We start from the raw sequence: 20,943 nt of genomic DNA, 5'->3' as shown, positions 1-20,943 counted from the left end.
TACCTTCTGTTAGTGCGTCGACTGTGGAGAAACCCACACCTGTTTTCCCATATCCCAATTAATGGCGATGCGCCCGTCACCGGCGGCAAGCATCAACGGCTGGTTTTCTTCCCGCTGAATAACACGCACATTGCCGCCCACACGGATACCTAACTCGGTTAAACGCTGCCGGTTTTCCTCGCTCAAACGAATGCGGGCAACAACCGCATTCGCATTGAGAGGGATATCCAGCAATGTTTGAAGAAGTAACGCCATGTTTATTTCCTTGCTTCTATAAAATTAAATTCAAATAAAATAATTATATTGAGTATTATCACCCGGAATACACGCCGGAGAATGAATATGACTTATAACTATTCTCAATCATATTCCTGCATCGACTCGTACGCTTGATTCACATCAAATAAAAGCCCGTTCCCGCAGGGCAGGACGCGCTAATAAACGAAACGGCTATTATGCCGGCAAGAAAAACCCCGGACGCGCCGGGGTTGGTTCAGAACAGATAATAAACGGTGACTGACTACTTTTGTTGCTGTGCCAGATCGTGAGCAATCTGCACCGTTTCATCCAGATAAGGATCCGGAGCCTGATAATCTTTCGGCAAGGCTTCCAGCGATTTCAGCGGCTTTTTGCCTTCGCGGATCAAACGATCGTTAATCCGGTTCAGACGCATCGCTTCATCATCGTTATTCTCTTTCTCACGCTGGGCAAGATTGAGCGATACCGTATTGCGTTTGTCTTTCATCGCGTTATATCGCGCAATATCCTCGGCGATATATTGAAACTCCGGATCTTTGGCAATACGCGTCTGATGATTTTCATTTAGCGTGCTGATAATCGGTTTCAGATCGCCGCTCTTGGTGTAGTCAGCGGCTTTAATGCTATCCCACGGCAGCGCGTTGTCCTCGAATTTCTCGCCGGTATCAACCGTTTCGGTTCCGGTCGGCATCATCACATCGGGCGTTACGCCTTTCATCTGCGTACTGCCGCCGTCAATACGATAAAATTTCTGGATGGTATACTGAACCGAGCCTAATGACGGCCACTCGGGGCGCAACATCTGATCATAGATGCGATTCAGAGAACGATATTGCTGCACGGTGCCTTTACCAAAGGTCGGTTCGCCCACCACCAGCGCGCGGCCGTAGTCCTGCATCGCCGCGGCGAAAATTTCGGACGCGGAGGCGCTGAAACGGTCGACCAGCACCACCAGCGGCCCTTTGTAATACACCGTGCCGTCAGTATCGCTGTCTGCGCGAATTTTGCCGTTATTATCGCGAATTTGCACCACCGGCCCGCTGGGAATAAACAGGCCGGACAACCCTACCGCTTCGGTCAGCGCGCCGCCGCCGTTGCTGCGCAGATCGATAACGATGCTGCTGACGTGCTGTTTCTCCAGCTTCTGCAACTGCACTTTCACGTCATCCGTCAGGCCCACGTAGAACCCCGGAATATCCAGCACGCCCACTTTCTCTTTGCCGACATTCTTGACCGACATCTTGACCGCGCGGTCTTCAAGACGAATGCGCTCGCGCGTCAGCGTCACCGTCCGGGTTTTGGTGCCTTTGCCCGCCGGCAGAATTTCCAGCCGAACCTGACTGCCTTTCGGCCCTTTAATCAGCGCGACCACATCGTCAAGACGCCAGCCGATGACATCCACCATCGGTTTACCGGTCTGACCGACCCCCACCACGCGATCGCCCACCGTAATGCTTTTGCTTTTCGCCGCCGGGCCGCCGGGCACCATGGAGTTAATCACCGTGTAATCGTCGTCCATCTGCAATACCGCGCCGATCCCTTCGAGCGACAGGCTCATTTCGGTATTGAACTGCTCGGTATTCCGTGGCGATAAATAGCTGGTATGCGGATCAATTTCCCGCGCAAAGGCGTTCATGATCAGTTGGAAGACATCTTCGCTATTGCTCTGGGCCAAACGGCGGATGGCAAACTGATATCGCTTGGTCAGCGTTTCCTTAATCTCTTTATCTTCTTTACCGGTCAGCTTCAGGCTTAACCAGTCGTATTTAACTTTCGCGTCCCATAAGCGGTTCAGCTCGCCCACGTTTTGCGGCCAGGGCGCCTTGCTGCGATCGAGGTCGATAGTATCATCGCCGCTAAACGTCATCGGCTTGTCCAATAACGACAACGCATACTGATAGCGCTCAAAACGCCGCTTCTGCGCCAGATTGTACAGCGCATAGGGAAGATCCAGCGTGCCGGACTTCAGTTGATCATCCAACTGCGTTTTCTTATCGGCAAACTGCGCGATATCTGAAGCCAGCAGCACGTTATGGCTGTAGTCCAGCATATTCAGATAGCGGGAAAAAATTTTCTCGGAAAACGCGTCGTCCAGCATAAACTGGCGATAGTGAGAACGCAGAAAGCGCGAGGCGACTCTGTCGCTTACCGTGACATGCTGCGGCTCCTGCTGTAACTGAGGAACTTGTTCAACGCGCGTTATGGTCTCATTTGCAAATGCAAAACCGACGCCCGCCAGCAGTAGACCTGCAATAACGGTTATTCTGGCTAAATTGTTCATGCCCAGGTTGGCCTCCGTATCAGAACTGCAAGTGTTCTGCGCGCACGATCATCGCCATTCCCGAAGCCAACTGAACCCTGACCTCGCCTTTGGCAATCTCAAGCACAGTGGCATCCATGGCATCTTTGCCGGCTCTGACTTTGATTTCCTGACCGATTTGCAGTTTGGATACGTCCGTAACCGCAACCCGCTGTTGTTGAGGCTCGTTGCCGGCAGGTCTTGCCTGACGGGGCTGAGCGTTGGCGGGATGCTGAGAAGAGGACGATGACTGACGGGAAGAAGCCTGGCGTGGTTTACGCGGCGCGGTACGATTGGCGTCGCGCTCACGACGCGGCGCGTTTTTACCGTTCGCCGGGCGAGCACGCGCCGGTTCGGCCGTCTCGCCGGCTTCGCGTTTTTTCGCTTGTTGCTCGGCACGCTGGGCCTGAACCCTGGCTTTCGCTTCTTCCAGTTGCTTACGCGCATGATCGACATGCTGCTGTTCCAGTTCGCCGCAGGGATTTCCATCCAAATCCACACGCTGAGCGCCCAGCTTAACACCGTACAGATAACGCCAGCTTGAGGTATAGAGCCTCAATGCGGAACGCAATTGCGTTTTGCTGACGTTATCCGTTTCGTGTACGCGCTCAACAAGATCTTGAAAAATACCGATCTTTAACGGTCTGGTTTCACCTTCGGTGGTGAAACAAAGCGGGAACCGCTCTGCCAAAAGGGCAATGACTTCTTTACTACTGTTCAACTTAGGTTGATTTTCCATGAAATTTCCTGATTACAACGGGTTTGCCAACCGGCGCAGGCATGAACAGGCGTCATTATAATGACGCCATCGGCAATTGCTACGTTATCCTTGTCTCAACGTGAGAGAATTGACAAAAGTCAGTACATCGCTCTGTTCAAGTTGTGCACAAAGTGCTGTCGCCACCGCCTTAAGCCCCTCTTCATCATCTGCGTCAAACCGTTGATAAACAGTGCTATCAATATCTAAAACACCGATCAACCGACCGCCGACCGTCAGCGGCAGCACAATTTCGGCGTTACTTGCGGCATCGCAGGCAATATGGCCGGGAAACGCATGAACATCGCCTACGCGTTGAATCTTATTTTCAGCGACTGCCCGGCCGCATACGCCTTTACCTACCGGAATACGTACGCAAGCCACCCGGCCCTGAAACGGCCCCAAAAACAGCGAGTCCTGTTCCAGTAGATAAAAACCGGCCCAGTTAACCCCATCGAGACGTTCGAACAACAGTGCGCTGCTGTTCGACAAGAGGGTGATAAAACGATTCTCCCCCTCAATCAGCGCGGATAAATCGCGAACCAGATCGGTATAAAATTGTTGTTTTTTCATAAAATACTATTCTGTCTTTTTCAATCTATCAGCCATATACACCAAAATCACAAACCACAAGCAACCGCTACAGGATGCCACAAGATTTATTCATTAGCGCGCGGAATCATCCTCTTTAAAATACCGTGACCCTGCATATCGTGCTATTTGTCATTTAATCTTATCATCTACAGAGTGTAGCGCCGTTTTATGTCACCCATCATTCAGTTACGCTATGCTCTGGTTCGGTTACACTTATCCGTACCCGATACACGCGCAAGCGGGTCCATCTGACAGCAGGAAATATGAAAATAGTTAGCATAGCCAGTCCTGCGCCACTCCCGCCATCAAGGCCCCCCTGTGTTGACGGCGCCGGCGTGCCCGCGCGACGGGCCGGACGTTATCACCGTTGTCCTGAATGCGATGCTTTTTTTGTCTTGCCCGAGCTTAAACATAACCAGACGGCAAACTGCCCGCGTTGCGACGCCAGGGTAAGCTCAGGACGCGACTGGTCAATATCCCGGTTGGCGGCGATGGCCGTCGCCATGCTATTGCTGATGCCGTTTGCGTATACCGAACCGTTGATCAGCATCCGTCTGCTTGGCGTCTCCATTAATGCCAGTCTGTTTGAGGGGATCTGGCAAATTACGCGGCAAGGGAATCCGGTCACCGCCAGCATGGTGGCGTTTTGTACCGTCGGCGCGCCGCTGACGCTGGTATTTTCGCTACTGTATCTGTTTTTTGCGCCGCGCATCGGCTTGAATCTGCGCCCGATTTTGTTAATGCTCGGCAAGCTCAAAGAGTGGATGATGCTGGATATCTACCTGGTCGGCATCGTGGTCGCCGCCATCAAGGTCAGGGAGTTTGCCGACATTCAGCCAGGCGCCGGCCTGATTGCCTATCTGGCGCTGATGACGCTAAGCGTGTTGACGATCATCCACCTGAATACCGATCAGCTATGGCAACGGTTTTATCCGCGCCTGCGCCCGGTTATCTCACCGGAACGTTACCGGATATGCCTCGCCTGTCATTTCAGCAGCGCGCCGGATAACCGTGGACGCTGCCCGCGCTGTCATATTCCGCTGCGCCTGCGGCGAAGACATAGCCTGCAAAAATCCTGGGCGGCGCTGATTGCGTCGATTATCTTTCTGTTGCCTGCCAATCTACTGCCGATTTCCATTATTTATGTGAATGGCGTTCGCACCGAAGACACCATTTTTTCCGGCATTCTGTCGCTGGCATCGGGCAATATCCCGGTGGCGTTGGTGGTTTTTATTGCCAGTATTCTGGTGCCTTTTACTAAGGTTATTGTGCTGACAGGGTTGCTGTTAAGTATTCATCTGCGGGTTGAGGACGGTCTTCTCGCCCGGATGAAGATGTTGCGCGTCATTCGCTGGATCGGCCGCTGGTCAATGCTGGACTTATTCGTCATTGCGCTGACGATGTCGCTGGTCAACCGCGATCAATTACTTGCTTTTACCATGGGGCCTGCGGCTTTCTATTTTGGCACCGCAGTGATTTTAACTATCCTGGCCGTTGAATGGCTGGATAGCCGACTGATGTGGGATAACCATGCAAGACAAAATATCCGAGACACCAACCGCCGCCGCTGTGAAGAATAAACGCCGGCTGTCGCCGTTTTGGCTGCTGCCGTTGATTGCGCTGATGATCGCCGGTTGGCTGGTGTACACCAACCAACAGGAGCGAGGCACGACCGTCACCATTGATTTTGTGTCGGCCGACGGCATCGTCGCCGGCCGCACGCCGGTACGTTATCAGGGGGTCGAAGTCGGCACCGTGCAGAACATTACGCTCAGTGACGATTTACGCACCATTCAGGTTGAAGCCAGTATAAAAAGCGACATGAAAGACGCGTTACGTTCCGGAACCCAGTTCTGGCTGGTCACGCCGAAAGCGTCGCTGGCGGGGGTTTCCGGTCTGGATGCGTTGGTCGGCGGTAACTATATCGGCATGATGCCCGGCGACGGCGAACCCCAGGAGCATTTTTCCGCGCTGGATACCCAACCCAAGTACCGGGTCAACACCGGCGAACTGCTGATCCATCTGCACGCCGATGATTTAGGCTCCCTGAGTAATGGCTCTCTGGTCTATTACCGCAAGGTTCCGGTGGGAAAAGTCTACGACTACACCGTCGCGCCGGATCATAACGGCGTCATGATTGACGTGCTGATCGAGCGACGATTTACCCATCTGGTAAAGAAAAACAGTCGTTTCTGGAATGTATCGGGCTTCAACGCCGACGTCAGCTTCGGCGGCGCCCGGGTCGAAATGGAAAACCTCGCCGCGCTGGTCAACGGCGCCGTCGCCTTTGACTCCCCCGATGACAGCGAAACCGCCAACGCGGAGCAATCCTACCGCCTCTATCCCGATCTGGCGCAAAGCCAGCGCGGCGTGGCGATCTCGCTTGATTTACCCTCCGGCGACAGTTTGTCGGCGGGGCGTACGCCGCTGATATATCAGGGATTGGAAGTCGGCACGCTGGAAAAAATCACGCTGGTGCCGAACAGCAGCAAGGTCGCGGGCGAACTGATTATCGATCCGGCGGTCGTCGCGTTGATGCGTGAAGGGACGCGTATCGAATTGACCAAACCGCGCTTGTCGCTGAGCGATCTGAATATCTCCCGTCTGCTCAGCGGCCCGACCCTGACGCTCATTCCCGGCGAGGGCGAACCGCGCCACCACTTCACCGTGGAGGACAGCGGCCAGCAACAGTTGGCACAACCCGGCGCGTTGTCCATCCAACTGAATGCCGCGCAAAGCTACGGTATCGATAGCGGCCAGCCGGTGTTATTGCACGGCGTACAGATTGGTCAGGTGGTTAAGCGCACCCTGGACGAAAAAGGCGTCAGCTTTACCCTGGTGATCGAACCTCAGTACCGGCAGCTTCTGCATCGCGACAGTAAATTCGTCGTCAATAGCCGCCTGAACGTCAAAATGGGTCTGGATGGCATACAGATGCTGGGAGCCAGCGCGCAAGAGTGGATCAGCGGCGGCGTTCAGGTCTTGCCCGGCAGTCAGGGCGAGGTGCAGCAGCGTTATCCGCTTTATAGCGATCTCGACAAGGCGGAAGCCGGCATCCGTGGCGGCGCACCCTCCCCGACCTTGACCCTGGTGACCGACAGTCTGCCCGATATTCAGGACGGTTCGATTGTGTTGTATCGCAAGTTTCAGGTTGGCGAAATCATGCAGGTACGGCCGAAAGCGGATTCCTTTGAGGTGGATGTCTATATCCGGCCGGAGCACCGCAAGCTATTGACGGATAAAAGCGTTTTCTGGGCTGAAGGCGGCGCCCGCATCCAGTTGAACACCTCCGGGCTAACGGTGCAGGCCTCGCCGCTTAACCGCGCGCTCAGGGGAGCCATCAGCTTCGACAATCTGGCGGGCGCGCCGGAAGTCAAAGGCGGCAAGCGAGTCCTTTACAACAACGAAACCGCGGCACGCGCCGTCGGCAGCCGCATTACCCTGCGAACCTTTGATGCCGGCAAGCTGTCGCCGGGCATGCCAATCCGCTATCTGGGGATCGATATCGGTCAGCTTGAATCCCTGCGGCTCTCCGAGCAACGTAATGAAGTATTGGTACAGGCGGTGCTTTATCCTGAATATGTGCGCGGATTTACTCGCGCGGGAACTCGCTTTTCGGTGGTTACGCCGGAGATTTCAGCAGCCGGGGTTAATCACCTGGATACCCTGTTCCAACCCTATATCAATGTTGAACCCGGCAGCGGCAGCGTAACCCGCAGTTTTGAACTGCAACAGGCCAGCATTTCGGACTCTCGCTATCAGGATGGTTTGAACATCAGCGTGGATGCGCCGGAAGCGGGCGCATTGCAGGTAGGCACGCCGGTGCTGTTCCGGGGAATTGAAGTGGGAACCGTCACCGGCCTGTCGCTGGGCACGCTGTCCGACCGCATATCCGTCGCCCTGCGCATCAGTAAACGCTATCAGCATCTGGTGAGAAACAACTCGGTCTTCTGGCTGGCCTCCGGCTATAACCTGGAGTTCGGCCTGACCGGCGGCGTGATAAAAAGCGGGACATTCCAGCAGTTTATCCGCGGCGGGATTGCATTCGCCACCCCGGCGACCACCCCGCTGGCGCCGCGGGCCCAGGAAGGGAAACATTTTCTGTTGCGCAACGAAGAACCCAAAGAGTGGCGGCAATGGGGAACGGCGATCCCCGCGAATTAAGCGCGGCAAAGGGCAGTTTGACTGCCCTCAGACCGTTGACAAACCTATCACCCTTTATCGAACGGTGATAATGGAATGGAAGAGTAAAGCGTCCGCGCCAGGGATGGCGTGGTTCGAGCTTACAGGGACGTACTTGCAGCGTCTTTACGATCCATCCATTATCGCCGCTCACCAGACTTTGTCAGCAAACTCAGGGCAGTTTGACTGCCCTTTTTCTTCCCACGCGGTAAGCCCTGCAAATATGTTACACTCCACCACTTAATCTTTATCGCGGTAACGGAACCTCTTAGCGTGGCTAAACAGACCCCAGCCCATTTACCCCCGGAATTTCTCTCGGCAATCCAGACGATCATGCCCGCCCATCTGACGATGGACGATTTTATCGCCGCCTGTCAGCGCCCCTTGCGCCGCAGTATTCGCGTCAATACGTTAAAAATCAGCACCGCGGAATTCGTAAAGCTGGCGGAGTCCTATCAATGGCGTCTCGAACCGATTCCCTGGTGCAGTGAAGGTTTTTGGCTGCTGAACGGCGATGATGAAACCGTGCGGTTAGGTAATATGCTGGAGCACCTGAGCGGCCTGTTTTACATTCAGGAAGCCAGTTCCATGCTGCCGGTCAGCGCCCTTTTTCATCAGGATACCGCCCCGCGCCAAGTATTGGACATGGCGGCGGCGCCCGGCTCCAAAACCACGCAAATCGCCGCCGGAATGGATAATCAGGGCGCCATCATCGCCAATGAATATTCCGCCAGCCGGGTGAAGGTACTGCACGCCAATATCAGCCGTTGCGGCGTCAGCAATACGGCGTTGACCCACTTTGACGGACGGGTCTTCGGCGCCGCGTTACCCGAATATTTCGATGCGATCCTGCTTGATGCGCCCTGCTCCGGCGAAGGGGTGGTACGTAAAGATCCTACGGCGATGAACCACTGGTCGCCAGAAAGTATCGTCAGCATTGCCGCAGTCCAGCGCGAACTGATCCTCAGCGCCTTTCATGCTTTAAAACCCGGCGGGGTAATGATTTATTCCACCTGTACGCTGAACACGCAGGAAAATCAGCAGGTATGCCGCTGGTTGCAACAGGCTTATCCAGAGGCCTGTGAATTCGAGCCGCTGACCGATCTGTTCCCGGATGCGGCGCTTGCCGCCACGGAAGACGGTTTTTTACACGTCTTCCCACAAATTTACGACAGCGAAGGCTTTTTCGTCGCGCGTTTGCGTAAAACGGCCAGCGTCCCGCCGCTGCCTGCGCCCGGTTACAAAGTCGGGAAATTCCCTTTCTCGCCGCTGAGCGCCAAAGACAGTGCGTCGGTTGTTCAGGCGGCGCATCAACAGGGACTGAGGTGGGAAAACGAACGGTTACAACTGTGGCAACGCGACAATGAAATCTGGCTGTTTCCCGCCGCGCTGGCATCCGCTTTCGGGAAAATCAGATTCTCACGCATTGGCCTTAAACTGGCGGAACGGTTTCCCAAAGGCTATCGTTGGCAGCATGAAGCCGTTGTCGCCCTGGCGAACGCTGATGTCGGCCACGCCTATGCGCTCAGCGATCGACAGGCATGTGAATGGTTTCAGGGCAAGGACAGCTATCCGGAACCCGCGCCCGCGGCCGATGAACTGTTGCTGACCTATCATCGCACGCCGGTGGGACTGACCAAGCGTATTGGCAGCCGGATAAAAAACAATCTGCCGCGCGATCTGGTACGCGACGGCGCCTGTTCCGCGGTACAGATTAATAACCGCTAAACCTCGCATCCGTCTATCCGGTGGCGATAAAACCACCTGATAGACGGCATCGCCTCACTTCTCCCTGATTTTCATCTACAATTGCCTACATAGCGACGAGGCAACAGCAGCACGATTTATTACGGAGAGTTGAGAGCATCATGTTTGCACTGGTGATATTTGTTTGTTATCTCGGCAACGGCTGTGATGAATTGATGATCGGTGCTTACAATACGGAACCGCAGTGTCTCAAGGCCATGGATGAGCAACGATTACGTCACGCCGGGTGCTATCCTATCGAAGAATTTATCGATGGTTTTTGGCTGCCCGCTCAGGAATACGCGGACTTTTAACCCGTGCCTGCCCGATACTCAGTTAGCGACACACGCCAAAACCGCGCATCCCCAGATGAAAATGATTGGCATGGGCCGCGTTGTATTCCGGCCCCAGCGAATTGCCAAAAAAACCACAGCTTTGCTCAAACGTGGTTCGCAGATAATCGCCGGTTTCATCCGTCGCTTTCCACTGATTCAACACGCTGATGCGTCGCCCGTCCGCTAGCCGGAAACCGGCTATATCCCAGGCATCCGCCGTGGCGTGTTCGCTTAGCCGGCCTTCGGGACGATGATAGATATTACGACACGCATAGCTGCCGAGATGATCAATGCGCGACAGCGCGGCGCCAAGCCGCTGCGCCTGCGGTATCGCCGATTGCGTGACGAACATCGTGCTGCTGAGCGCCAGCGGGCAACTGGCTAAAAAGCTTGAACCGAGCGTCACGTCGCCAAAACGCTGAACGCGAACAGGAGAAGATAACGGGCATTGCCCGTCAATATCGCCTGGCAAAGAGAACGTAATGCGGCCCTGATCCTGCGCCTGCCTTAATACCGCCAGACAGGCAGCGGGATCGTCCGCCAACTGCTTTAGTTTGATACGGGTAATGAACGTTGGCGGATCGTCGACAGACAACGGCGAGAACGGATCGTAACCGGGCGGAAGGTGCCGTTGGAGTACCGGAAAAAAAGCAATCAACGCCCCTAAAACAACCAGGCACACCAGCAACTTCCACATTTACCCTGTCTCCTCGGTTATCGCGCACCCTTAAACAATACTAGGTTATCGGCGTAAGGGCGTAAAAAACGCGCCTGTTCGGAAACATGGCGGCAACAACGTCACCGGTTTTATAAAGTAAAATCCTCAGCGGACATGCCCAGCGAAACGCCGGCTTCAACGATCTTTTGCCACTCCTGATCGGAAATGACAATCCCGTCGGCCTGCCGCCGCGCGCGGGTTTTTATCTCTGGTTCACCGGCAATCAGAATCGGCTGTTCAGGATCCGGCGCTGTTGAAGAGCGGACATAGTCCAGCATCGCATCATATTCTGTCTGCAACCACGCCATTGACACCATACTGGCCGGGTCAATCACAATAGTGGTCATGTTATTTACGATCGCCCCCCGGCGTGGATTTTCCGGCTGGATCGTCCCACCGCCGGACAACAATCCCGCCAGCAGTTCGGCGGCAATAATCAGTCCACCGCCTTTGTGCCGGGCGATAGGCTTCAATGCGCCGTGTTTTTCCCCTTCCCACATCACCCGCGGGTCGTTGGTGGAGATGCCGTTGGCGTCAAGCATAACCTCTTCATCAAACTTTTTTCCCGCCAGATAGGCTACCCGGGTTTTCCCCAGCGCGACGATGCTGGTGGCGAAATCGAGTACGAAAGCGGCATTGTTTTCACTCCCTGGAAAAGCGATACAAATCGGATTAGTGCCAAACCGCGCTTCGCTGCCGCACCAGGGGGCGACGATCGGGTCGAGGTCATTCACATTAACAAAATGAATCGACACCAGCCCCGCTTTGGCCGCCATTTCGCCATAAGTGCCGATACGGCCCAAATGACAGGTTGACGAAAGCGTCATCAAACATACGCCGGTGGTCTTCACCCGCTCGATCGCCGCCTGCATGGCCTCTTTACCGGTGCGCTGACCAAATCCGCGCTCACCGCTAAACTGCAACACCGCGCCGCCGTCGCGGATTTTACGGGCCGGGGTGTTCGGATGCATTACCCCATCCGCAATAAAACTTACATAATGCGGCAACATCCCCACACCGTGACTGTCATGCCCTTTCAGGTTGGCCGCCACTAAATGTTCGGCCACACAAGCGGCCTCCTGTTCTTCACAGCCCACTTTTTGCAATAGCGCCTGTGCAATACCCGTTAAGCGACTTTCTGAAATCTGCATCTGTTTCCCTTCGCATTTTGCTAACGAATTAAGTTATCTAGCTCTACTTATCCTACTGCTGAATTTATCAGCATGAAAACCTTTAAAATACGCCATCCGCCCGGTGCTTGATCGATAGAACACCACGGATGGATGAATCGATCGCTACAACCGATCGATAACGCAGAATTGATCTGTATAAACGTTTATAAAATACACAAATCCAATGTCATGATAATGCTGAAACTCAAACAATAACGATGACATCAGGGAAAGCAAAGCCCATCCTCTGTAGGTGGGCTTTTTTTATATCGAGCGGTGGCCGGGAGCTCATTGATGAGATCCGCCAACCGTTCATGCGATAGGAAATCTTGCCTGGCGACGCGAAGGGAAGGAGAAAGGGAAAGAGTTTGTCCGGAAGTTACGCGGTCACAAATCAGCCAAAATGACGGACACGTGGGTGGATGCGCGAGGAAAAGAATACACTTATCTGTAAAAGACCGAATATCGATTTTCGGGGGGAATTTCGGGATTTTTCGGGATCTCAAAAATAAAATCATTAAATATCAATAATTTAAAAAAAGACCGAATACGATTCCTGTATTCGGTCTAGGGAAATGGCTCTTGGAAGAGAGCCGTGCGCTAAAAGTTGGCATTTATACAAGCTGAACTAGCCTTGTCACCTAAGCGTAGCCAACTCCCTTGCATTTTCCAGTTTCCCTCTCATTGTGATTATCACAAATGGAACGTATTTCACACTTTATAGTAACCATTAGTAATTATTTAATTAACATTTACTCAAAAATCAACCGCATTATGGTTTACTGATGGGATCGCAAAGTTGTTCGGCACGTTCAATAAAAGGCTGTAAACTTTTTTTCTGTCCGGGATTGGCGGGATCATCCAACCAGATGGCATCAATCGGCTGCGCGTTGACCAAGCCGGCTTTCATTTGTGCGGTCGCGATGTCATTGAGCGGATACTGCATCAGGGTGCCCGTGTGTAAGGCATACAGTGCATTGCCAGGGCGGCAAATAAGTTGAACCTCTTCCCGCGTAAATGCCCACTTCTCTCCGTACTGTAGACGGCTTATATTCGCCAGTTTTGCGGCGGCAACGGCATTAACGGACAGTGAAGCGAAAACGAGAGATAACAGCAATTTCTTCATCATAATGCTCCTGAACATGACTATTCAGACGATCATGCCCCATCGCGGTCGCGTAATGATCTGAATCAGAAAGACAGTTTTATAGCATATAAAACATAAGGTTACTATATGGATGCCGGCAGCGATCATAACGATAGCGGCGGATAAAGTCGAGCGGCAAAGTCAGCATCATTCAGGATGTGGATGTGCAAAACAGAGGTAAGATAAGCGATGAGCCCTAGCGGAAGAAGGTTGGGAAAGGAATATCAGAGATTTGAAACCGGTTCAGCGTGTCGCAAGAGCGGGACAATGCGCCCATTCAACCGGGGCGCACCGTGTTTCCGTCAGCCGACAGGACTCAGGCTGATTCGCCACCCGCGACATTCGCCGCCATTTTTTTCAGATCCTGGTCGATAAAGAACAGGCCGCCTTCACTGGTGTTAACCAGCGCCAGCTTATCAAGGATAGATCGGAACAGTTTTTCTTCTTCATGCTGTTCAGCCACGTACCATTGCAGGAAATTAAATGTTGAATAATCCTGCAAAGCCATTGCGGCATGGGCCAGTTCGTTGATTTTTCCAGTAATCAGTTGCTCATGTTCATAGGTCAGTTTGAATACGTCAGCCAGCGACGCAAACTCGACCGGCGGCGCGGCGATGGTGCCTAATACGGGCATGCTGCCGGTATCGTCCAAATAGTTGAACAGGCGCTGCATATGCTCCATCTCTTCCTGAGAGTGTGTCTTCAGAAAAGCGGAAGCGCCTTCAAAGCCTTTGTCGCCGCACCAGGCGCTCATCTGTAGATACAAATTCGCAGAATAAAATTCCAGGTTAAGCTGCTCGTTCAATTTTTGAATCATTTCTTTTTTTAACATCGTCGTCCCTTATATCTCTGGCAGGTAAATTAATTCGAAATTATTATGCCTTGAATAAATAAAATAAAAAACATCTTATTAACTAAATTAACAATAAATATTTATATCCTTATAAATCAATATATTATTATTTTGCGTTATTGATATTAATTTTCATTTCCAATAAATAATTCGTATTATGAGTGATAATCATTTTTATTATCAAAGAGCAAATTAAATATAAATTTAACTTATTTTTGTCATCGGCAGACATTACCGCGGCTTGCCATTTTACCGCCTCTGCTTTACCTTGACGCGCAAAGTGTCGTCGATAAGCAGGAGAAATCCCACATGAGATATAATCTGGCAGACCTTTCCAAAGAAGAGATGGACAAGGTGAATGTGGATCTGGCGGCGTCAGGTGTTGCCTTTAAAGAGCGTTATAACATGCCAGTGATCCCTGAAGCCGTGGAGCGGGAACAGCCGGAACATCTGCGTAATTATTTCCGTGAGCGCGTTGCCGTCTATCGTCAGCTGTCTTTGCAGTTTTCACGTCTGCCCTATGAGCCTAAATCCAAGTAACCGCTGCCGCCTATCACGCCGGACATACTTCGTATTGATAAAAAATACTTTCTCCTTGCATGTGGGGCCAAACAGGCAGCTAATGGATTAGCAAGCCACCCTTTTACCAAGCGAGGTCAGAAATGAGTAAAGGAATGGACAGCAAAAAGAACAGCAAGAAGAAACCCTTGAAAACCGCAGCGGAAAAACGCGCGGATAAAAAGGACAAGAAGGCTAATCCGCAAGCGGATGCCATCACTTAAAAACATCAATGCTGATCGGTAAACCCGCTTTCAGCGGGTTTACTCTCACTAACTCAGTCGCTTTCAAGAACCATCAGCAGAAACGCATATTCCAACGCAATATCCTCATAATGCTTAAAGCGCCCCGACTTTCCGCCGTGCCCGGCGTCCATATCGGTATACAACAGTAAAAGGCGTTGATCCGTTTTCATTTCCCGCAGCTTTGCCACCCATTTCGCCGGCTCCCAATACTGGACTTGCGAATCGTGCAACCCGGTGGTAACCAGCAGGTGCGGATAAGCCTGCTCCGTTACCCCATCATAGGGACTGTATTGTTTGATGTAGTCATAGTACTGGCGATCGTTCGGATCGCCCCACTCGTCGTATTCGCCGGTAGTCAGAGGGATAGACTCATCCAACATGGTGGTCAGAACATCAACAAACGGAACCTGCGCGACGACGCCTTTAAATAAATCCGGCGCAAAATTCACCACCGCGCCCATCAGTAATCCGCCGGCGCTGCCCCCCATTGCGAACATTTTCCGGCGATCGCCATAGCCTTTTTCAGCTAATGCGTTTGATACATCAATAAAGTCGGTAAACGAATGCATTTTGTTCAGCAACCGGCCGTCGTCATACCACTGTTGCCCGAGTTCGCCGCCCCCTCGAATATGGGTCAGAGCAAAGACGAATCCTCTGTCCAGCAGGCTTAATCGACTGACGCTGAAATCCGGATCCATACTGCTGCCGTAGGCGCCATAACCATATACCAGTATGGGATTCCGACCGGGCTTGAAATGCTTGCGGTGATAGACCAGAGAGACGGGAACCTCTACGCCGTCCCGGGCGGTGATCCACAGGCGCTCGCTGCAATAATCATCCGCAGTAAAATTTTTTACTTCGGCCTGCTTGAGTAACTGTTGCTGCCCGGTGTCCATATTCAGTTCATAAAGCGAACTCGGAGTGGTCATGGATGCGTATCCATAGCGCAGCAACGAGGTTTCCGGCGAGGGATTATAAGATAACCAGGTTACGTAGCTTGCATCATTGAAGGTAATATTTTTCTCCGCCTGCGTTTGCCAGTGAATTTGCCGCAGGCTGGTTAATCCCCGCTCTCTTTCCTCGACCACCAGCCAATCGCGAAACAGCTCGAAACTTTCAAGAACTCGCTGCTCCCGCGGAGCGATAAGCGTTTCCAGGTTGCTTTCTCCCCGATCCGGCGTGCAATACAGGCCGAAATTTTTCCCTTCCCGGTTGGAACGCAGATAAAACATGCCCCGATAGTGGTCTACGCCATACTCATGCTCTTTGCGACGCGGGATGAAGACCTGCGGCGCCGCATCGTCGCGGGTCGCATCGATCAGCAAAACTTCCGTGGTAGTCGTGCTGCTGAGGTAAATAGTGATGTAACGCTCTGAGGTTGTCTTACCCAAACTGACGTAATACGTATCATCCTGCTCTTCATAAACCAGTTCATCGGACGATGGATGGCTTCCCAGCCGATGGCGATAGACCTGATAAGGTAATAAGGTTTGCGGATGTTTGCGGACATAATAAAGAACGGCGGAGTCTGCCGACCATTCCGCCCCTGAAGAAACCTTTTCAATCACGTCGGGCAGCCAGGCGTCGCTGTTCAGATCGCGAAAACGAATATCGTACTGACGGCGGGACAGAAAATCCTCCGCCAATGCCAATACCTGATTATCGGGGCTGACGGCCAACGCGCCCAGACTGTAGAACTCATGATTTTCCGCTCGCTGATTCCCATCAAGCATCGTCTGCCATTTATCCGTCTCGCTCTCCGGCTGGCGCAGATAAATAGGATACTCTTTACCCGGCTCATAACGACTCTGATAACGGTAACCGTTTTTAACATAGGGAACCGACATATCCTCCGACGGTATCCGGTTAACCATTTCATCATACAGCGACTGCTTCAGCGCGTCGTAAGGCGCCATCACCTCGCGACTATACTGGTTCTCCTGCTGAAGATAGGCCAGCACGTCAGGATCTGTGCGCCGGTCGTCACGCAGCCAATAGTAGTTATCAATACGGGTGTCATTGTGAATGGTCAACGGATGGGGTCTTTTTGCTGCTTGCGGTACGGTCATGTCGTTCAGATCCTTGGTTTGGGAATAAAAAGAGTGGCACGATTCTCCGTGGATGCCAAGTAACGCCGGCTTTCCCTTTCGTCACATCATTACCTCAGATGCGTACGCAAACGTTTTCGTTTATACTGCGGCCATTTTTCACAACCAGATCAGGTATCACGTTATGTTAACGATTGGAACTGCCCTGCGTCCCGATGCCACACGCGTCATGCTGCTGGGCTCCGGTGAGTTAGGCAAAGAAGTGGCGATTGAGTGTCAGCGGTTGGGAATCGAAGTTATCGCGGTCGATCGCTATGCCGATGCGCCAGCCATGCAGGTTGCTCATCGAAGCCATGTCATTAACATGCTGGACGGCGAAGCATTAAAAGCGCTGGTTGAAGCCGAGCATCCTGATTATATCGTGCCAGAGATCGAAGCTATCGCCACCGATATGCTGGTTAAGCTGGAACAACAGGGGCATCACGTGGTTCCCTGCGCCCAGGCCACGCGTTTAACGATGAACCGTGAAGGTATTCGCCGTCTGGCGGCCGAAACGCTGTCCATACCGACGTCAAGCTACCGCTTTGCGGACAGCGAAATAAGCTTTCATCAGGCCGTGGCTGACATTGGTTACCCTTGTATCGTTAAACCCGTCATGAGTTCATCAGGTAAAGGGCAAAGTTTGATTCGGGAACCCGGGCAGTTGGATAAAGCCTGGCAGTATGCTCAGCAAGGCGGCCGCGCGGGCGGCGGACGGGTTATCGTTGAGGGATTGGTCAATTTTGATTTCGAAATTACCCTGCTGACCATCCATGCGGTGGATGGTATCCATTTTTGCGCGCCAATCGGTCATCGTCAGCAAGACGGCGATTATCAGGAATCCTGGCAACCACAGCAGATGAGCCCGTTGGCGCAGGCGCGCGCGCAAGAAATCGCCGGCGACGTGGTGAAAGCGCTGGGCGGCTACGGGCTGTTTGGGGTTGAACTGTTTGTCTGCGGCGACGAGGTTATTTTCAGCGAAGTCTCGCCACGCCCGCATGATACCGGCATGGTGACGATGATTTCTCAGGATCTGTCAGAATTCGCCCTGCACGTGCGCGCGTTTCTGGGGTTGCCGATCGGCGCCATTCGTCAGTACGGCGCGGCGGCCTCGGCCGTGATCCTGCCGGAACTGGAGAGCCGGAATGTTCGCTATCAGGCGCTGGCGACCGCGCTGCATCCCCACACGCAGATCCGTCTGTTTGGCAAACCGGAAATCCAGGGTAAACGCCGCATGGGCGTTGCGCTGGCGACCGCGGAAACCATCGATGAGGCCGTCGCGCTGGCGAAAAAAACCGCTTCGGCGATAAAGGTCGAGGGTTGAGCGGGGCTGAATCCGTAAAAAAGCCATCCGGCGGATGGCTTCAGCAATACTTCGATAGGCTTATTACGCCGCCGCGCCTGCAACGGCCTTGCGCGCCAGCTCAGTGATACGCGCATAATCGCCGCTTTCCAACGCATCATTCGGCACCAGCCAGGAACCGCCGACACAGAGTACGCTTTTCAGCGCCAGATAATCACGGTAGTTATTCGGCGTAATCCCCCCGGTCGGACAGAAGCGAATTTGCGCAAACGGCCCGGCGATCGCCTGCAACGCTTTAACGCCGCCATTGGCCTCCGCCGGGAAGAATTTAAACTCGCGCAAACCGTAATCCATACCCAGCATCAGTTCAGAAACGGTGCTGATACCCGGAATCAACGGGATGCGCCCTTCCGTCGCCGCTATCAGCAACGGCTCGGTGAGACCGGGGCTGATAGCAAATTGCGCCCCCGCCTCAGTCACCGCGGCCAGTTGCTGAGGATTGATTACCGTACCTGCGCCGACAATCGCTTCAGGCACCTCTTTCACAATGGCGCGGATAGCGTCTATGGCGCAGTCGGTACGTAATGTCAGCTCCAGCACGCGAACGCCGCCAGCGACCAGCGCCTTTGCCATCGGCACCGCATGCTCCAGCTTGTTAACCACAATAACAGGAACAACGGGGCCCGCCGTCAAAATCTGTTCCGCGCTCGTTTCCCAGTTTTTCATCAAGAGTTATCTCCAGTCATGCCCAGGGGCATCATTAATGATATAGCGCGCCCCTGCCACAGGGGTCTGCATTTGCAGACGTCCGACCGCACCGTTAGCCACACATTAAAACCATAACCACATAATACAAATGCACCCTGTCCGAGCCGCGGACACGGCGTATCCGTTATTCAAACTCGTTCCACGAACGACCGTCGCGGGTGATCATCGCCACCGACGCCACCGGCCCCCAGCTCCCCGCCTGATAAGGCTTCGGCGCGTCGTTGTCCATTGACCAGGCGTCCATGATCGAGTCAACCCACTTCCAGGCTTCCTCGACCTCGTCGCGACGCACAAACAACGCCTGAATCCCCCGCATGGTTTCCAGCAACAGGCGCTCATAGGCATCGGCCAGGTGTTGTTGATTAAAGGTCTCGGAGAAACTCAGATCCAGCTTCACCGTTTGCAAGCGGTGCTTATGCTCCAGTCCGGGGATTTTATTCAGGATCTGAATTTCAATCCCTTCATCCGGCTGCAAACGAATAATCAACTTGTTCTGCGGCAATTGCTGATAAGAGTCGCGGAACAGGTTCAACGCCGGGTTTTTAAAATACACCACGACTTCGGAGCATTTCGTCGGCAGACGCTTGCCGGTACGCAGGTAAAAAGGCACCCCCGACCAGCGCCAGTCATCAATATCAACGCGTATTGCCACAAAGGTTTCGGTGCCGCTGCTTTTATTCGCGCCCTCTTCTTCCAGATAGCCGGGAACTTTATTCCCCTGCACAAAACCAGACGTATACTGACCCCGTACCGTTGTTTCATGCACGTTATTACGATCGATGCGGCGTAACGAACGTAGTACTTTCACTTTTTCATCACGGATGCGATCGGTCGTCAGGTCAGAAGGCGGCGACATCGCAATCATGGTCAGAATCTGCAACAGATGGTTCTGGATCATATCGCGCATCTGACCCGCTTTATCGAAGTAACCCCAGCGTCCCTCAATCCCCACTTCTTCAGCAACCGTGATTTGTACGTGATCGATCGTCCGGTTGTCCCAGTTGGCGGAGAACAACGAGTTGGCAAAACGCAGGGCCAGCAGGTTCAGCACCGTCTCTTTACCCAAATAATGGTCGATACGATAAACCTGACACTCGTTAAAATACTCGGCGACCTGATCGTTGATGACGCACGAGGAAGCCAAATCGGTTCCCAGCGGCTTTTCCATCACCACGCGCGCCGGCTCTTTATTCAGTCCTGCGGTGCCCAAACCACGGCAAATCGCCCCAAAGGTACTGGGCGGCATAGCAAAGTAGTTAATGGTGGTGCGGCTTTTCTGGTCGAGCATTTTGCCCAACTTGCCGAAACCTTGCGTATCGTCAACATCAAGATTACAGAAATCCAACCGGTTGCTTAACGTTTCCCACAACGCTTCATCAATCGGCTCTTTCATAAAGGTATCCAGCGCATCACGGATCACGCGGGTGTATTCAGCTTTATCCCAGTCGGCTCGTCCTACGCCGATGATCCGCGTTTGCGGATGGATATGACCTGCTTTTTCCAACTGATACAGGGAAGGCAGCAATTTACGGCGCGCCAAATCGCCCTTCGCGCCGAAAATAACCAAGTCGCACGCCTGGGCTGTTGAAGTTACCGCCATGTTCATCTCCTCGTTGCGGGATACTGTAATTTTATTACAGCAGTAATGTACTCTTTTTGACTCGGGCCAGTAAACCCGTCCAAATACTCAAAACCTCGGTTTAAGCTTACTGAAAATTACCCAAAAACCGGCTTGTTACAATGACTAAAGCGCATGAGGCATATGCCTGAAAGAGAAATCTTTCATCATTTCTGACAGCAGATTACTTTTCTGAAAGTTAGACACATGTCATGTTCTGGCAAAAAAAGCGCACAACTTCACGTTTTGCTCTCTGCCAACCGTCAAAGGCCGTAGTATATTTTCACGAAATCCGCATCGGTT

The 20,943-nt window shown here is 53.0% G+C and carries 17 protein-coding genes; 6 read left to right on the top strand and 11 right to left on the bottom strand.

What is annotated here, in order from left to right; all coding sequences use genetic code 11:
• Positions 1 to 9: 9 nt before the first annotated feature.
• From JG725_RS01975 to JG725_RS01960, 4 genes are all read right to left on the bottom strand, one after another.
• Positions 10 to 255, bottom strand: coding sequence for a FeoA family protein (locus JG725_RS01975; protein ID WP_199376335.1), 246 nt, complete (start codon positions 253 to 255; stop codon positions 10 to 12).
• A gap of 265 nt (positions 256 to 520) precedes the next feature.
• Positions 521 to 2,539, bottom strand: coding sequence for a carboxy terminal-processing peptidase (gene prc / locus JG725_RS01970; protein WP_199376333.1), 2,019 nt, complete (start codon positions 2,537 to 2,539; stop codon positions 521 to 523).
• 19 nt (positions 2,540 to 2,558) lie between these two features.
• Complete coding sequence (gene proQ, locus JG725_RS01965; protein WP_199376331.1) at positions 2,559 to 3,296, bottom strand: RNA chaperone ProQ; 738 nt, start codon at positions 3,294 to 3,296, stop codon at positions 2,559 to 2,561.
• Positions 3,297 to 3,380: 84 nt separating this feature from the next.
• Positions 3,381 to 3,887, bottom strand: coding sequence for a GAF domain-containing protein (locus JG725_RS01960; protein ID WP_172287871.1), 507 nt, complete (start codon positions 3,885 to 3,887; stop codon positions 3,381 to 3,383).
• A gap of 284 nt (positions 3,888 to 4,171) precedes the next feature.
• Between JG725_RS01960 and yebS the strand changes: the two genes are divergently transcribed.
• The 4 genes from yebS to JG725_RS01940 all read left to right on the top strand — a co-directional run bounded on the left by yebS (position 4,172) and on the right by JG725_RS01940 (position 10,150).
• Positions 4,172 to 5,488: a membrane integrity lipid transport subunit YebS gene (gene yebS, locus JG725_RS01955; protein WP_199376329.1), complete on the top strand. Its 1,317-nt coding sequence runs from the start codon at positions 4,172 to 4,174 to the stop codon at positions 5,486 to 5,488.
• Positions 5,439 to 8,072 (top strand): PqiB family protein, encoded by a 2,634-nt coding sequence (locus JG725_RS01950; RefSeq protein WP_199376326.1) that lies wholly within the window; start codon positions 5,439 to 5,441, stop codon positions 8,070 to 8,072. Before yebS ends, JG725_RS01950 begins: the two co-directional genes overlap by 50 nt.
• Before the next feature lie 291 nt (positions 8,073 to 8,363).
• On the top strand, positions 8,364 to 9,818 hold the full coding sequence (gene rsmF / locus JG725_RS01945; RefSeq protein ID WP_199376324.1) for a 16S rRNA (cytosine(1407)-C(5))-methyltransferase RsmF: 1,455 nt from the start codon (positions 8,364 to 8,366) through the stop codon (positions 9,816 to 9,818).
• Between the two features lie 140 nt (positions 9,819 to 9,958).
• Positions 9,959 to 10,150, top strand: a complete 192-nt coding sequence (locus JG725_RS01940; protein WP_172287879.1) for a YebW family protein — start codon at positions 9,959 to 9,961, stop codon at positions 10,148 to 10,150.
• 22 nt (positions 10,151 to 10,172) lie between these two features.
• Here JG725_RS01940 and JG725_RS01935 read toward each other — a convergent pair whose 3' ends face one another.
• The 4 genes from JG725_RS01935 to ftnA form a co-directional block, all read right to left on the bottom strand.
• The gene (locus tag JG725_RS01935) at positions 10,173 to 10,868 is read right to left on the bottom strand and encodes an extensin family protein (RefSeq protein WP_172287881.1); all 696 of its coding nucleotides are present in this window, start codon (positions 10,866 to 10,868) and stop codon (positions 10,173 to 10,175) included.
• Positions 10,869 to 10,978: 110 nt separating this feature from the next.
• Positions 10,979 to 12,040, bottom strand: a complete 1,062-nt coding sequence (locus JG725_RS01930) for a malate/lactate/ureidoglycolate dehydrogenase (RefSeq protein ID WP_172287883.1) — start codon at positions 12,038 to 12,040, stop codon at positions 10,979 to 10,981.
• 793 nt (positions 12,041 to 12,833) lie between these two features.
• The gene (locus tag JG725_RS01925; RefSeq protein WP_199376322.1) at positions 12,834 to 13,190 is read right to left on the bottom strand and encodes a YebY family protein; all 357 of its coding nucleotides are present in this window, start codon (positions 13,188 to 13,190) and stop codon (positions 12,834 to 12,836) included.
• Positions 13,191 to 13,524: 334 nt separating this feature from the next.
• Entirely contained in the window at positions 13,525 to 14,040 is a 516-nt protein-coding gene (ftnA, locus tag JG725_RS01920) for a non-heme ferritin (RefSeq protein ID WP_199376320.1), read from the bottom strand.
• Positions 14,041 to 14,370: 330 nt separating this feature from the next.
• Between ftnA and JG725_RS01915 the strand changes: the two genes are divergently transcribed.
• Positions 14,371 to 14,601, top strand: a complete 231-nt coding sequence (locus JG725_RS01915) for a DNA polymerase III subunit theta (RefSeq protein ID WP_172287981.1) — start codon at positions 14,371 to 14,373, stop codon at positions 14,599 to 14,601.
• Between the two features lie 295 nt (positions 14,602 to 14,896).
• Here the strand turns inward: JG725_RS01915 and JG725_RS01910 are convergent, their stop codons facing one another.
• The gene (locus JG725_RS01910) at positions 14,897 to 16,933 is read right to left on the bottom strand and encodes a S9 family peptidase (protein WP_172287982.1); all 2,037 of its coding nucleotides are present in this window, start codon (positions 16,931 to 16,933) and stop codon (positions 14,897 to 14,899) included.
• Between the two features lie 163 nt (positions 16,934 to 17,096).
• On the opposite strand from JG725_RS01910, the gene purT reads away from it, so the two are divergent.
• Positions 17,097 to 18,275: a formate-dependent phosphoribosylglycinamide formyltransferase gene (purT, locus tag JG725_RS01905; RefSeq protein ID WP_172287984.1), complete on the top strand. Its 1,179-nt coding sequence runs from the start codon at positions 17,097 to 17,099 to the stop codon at positions 18,273 to 18,275.
• A 63-nt stretch (positions 18,276 to 18,338) separates the two neighbouring features.
• Here the strand turns inward: purT and JG725_RS01900 are convergent, their stop codons facing one another.
• Positions 18,339 to 18,980 carry a bifunctional 4-hydroxy-2-oxoglutarate aldolase/2-dehydro-3-deoxy-phosphogluconate aldolase gene (locus JG725_RS01900; protein WP_199376318.1) on the bottom strand — a complete coding sequence of 214 codons (642 nt, stop codon included), beginning with the start codon at positions 18,978 to 18,980 and terminating at the stop codon, positions 18,339 to 18,341.
• A gap of 166 nt (positions 18,981 to 19,146) precedes the next feature.
• A complete protein-coding gene (gene zwf, locus JG725_RS01895) occupies positions 19,147 to 20,622 on the bottom strand; it encodes a glucose-6-phosphate dehydrogenase (protein ID WP_172287987.1) in 1,476 nt (491 codons plus the stop codon).
• Positions 20,623 to 20,943: the final 321 nt, after the last annotated feature.

Origin of the sequence: Brenneria sp. L3-3C-1, from assembly GCF_016456245.1 — a bacterium.
Classification (GTDB): domain Bacteria; phylum Pseudomonadota; class Gammaproteobacteria; order Enterobacterales; family Enterobacteriaceae; genus Brenneria.
This window is presented reverse-complemented; position numbering and strand designations above follow the sequence as displayed.

What these genes read in the sequence shown, in the direction of transcription:
- JG725_RS01940 (WP_172287879.1), top strand. Translation starts at nt 9,959, where the DNA reads ATGTTTGCACTGGTGATATTTGTTTGTTATCTCGGCAACGGCTGTGAT.
- JG725_RS01975 (WP_199376335.1), bottom strand. Translation starts at nt 255, where the DNA reads ATGGCGTTACTTCTTCAAACATTGCTGGATATCCCTCTCAATGCGAAT.
- JG725_RS01930 (WP_172287883.1), bottom strand. Translation starts at nt 12,040, where the DNA reads ATGCAGATTTCAGAAAGTCGCTTAACGGGTATTGCACAGGCGCTATTG.
- yebS (WP_199376329.1), top strand. Translation starts at nt 4,172, where the DNA reads ATGAAAATAGTTAGCATAGCCAGTCCTGCGCCACTCCCGCCATCAAGG.
- JG725_RS01960 (WP_172287871.1), bottom strand. Translation starts at nt 3,887, where the DNA reads ATGAAAAAACAACAATTTTATACCGATCTGGTTCGCGATTTATCCGCG.
- purT (WP_172287984.1), top strand. Translation starts at nt 17,097, where the DNA reads ATGTTAACGATTGGAACTGCCCTGCGTCCCGATGCCACACGCGTCATG.
- JG725_RS01915 (WP_172287981.1), top strand. Translation starts at nt 14,371, where the DNA reads ATGAGATATAATCTGGCAGACCTTTCCAAAGAAGAGATGGACAAGGTG.
- JG725_RS01935 (WP_172287881.1), bottom strand. Translation starts at nt 10,868, where the DNA reads ATGTGGAAGTTGCTGGTGTGCCTGGTTGTTTTAGGGGCGTTGATTGCT.
- zwf (WP_172287987.1), bottom strand. Translation starts at nt 20,622, where the DNA reads ATGGCGGTAACTTCAACAGCCCAGGCGTGCGACTTGGTTATTTTCGGC.
- proQ (WP_199376331.1), bottom strand. Translation starts at nt 3,296, where the DNA reads ATGGAAAATCAACCTAAGTTGAACAGTAGTAAAGAAGTCATTGCCCTT.
- JG725_RS01950 (WP_199376326.1), top strand. Translation starts at nt 5,439, where the DNA reads ATGCAAGACAAAATATCCGAGACACCAACCGCCGCCGCTGTGAAGAAT.
- JG725_RS01900 (WP_199376318.1), bottom strand. Translation starts at nt 18,980, where the DNA reads ATGAAAAACTGGGAAACGAGCGCGGAACAGATTTTGACGGCGGGCCCC.
- prc (WP_199376333.1), bottom strand. Translation starts at nt 2,539, where the DNA reads ATGAACAATTTAGCCAGAATAACCGTTATTGCAGGTCTACTGCTGGCG.
- ftnA (WP_199376320.1), bottom strand. Translation starts at nt 14,040, where the DNA reads ATGTTAAAAAAAGAAATGATTCAAAAATTGAACGAGCAGCTTAACCTG.
- JG725_RS01925 (WP_199376322.1), bottom strand. Translation starts at nt 13,190, where the DNA reads ATGATGAAGAAATTGCTGTTATCTCTCGTTTTCGCTTCACTGTCCGTT.
- JG725_RS01910 (WP_172287982.1), bottom strand. Translation starts at nt 16,933, where the DNA reads ATGACCGTACCGCAAGCAGCAAAAAGACCCCATCCGTTGACCATTCAC.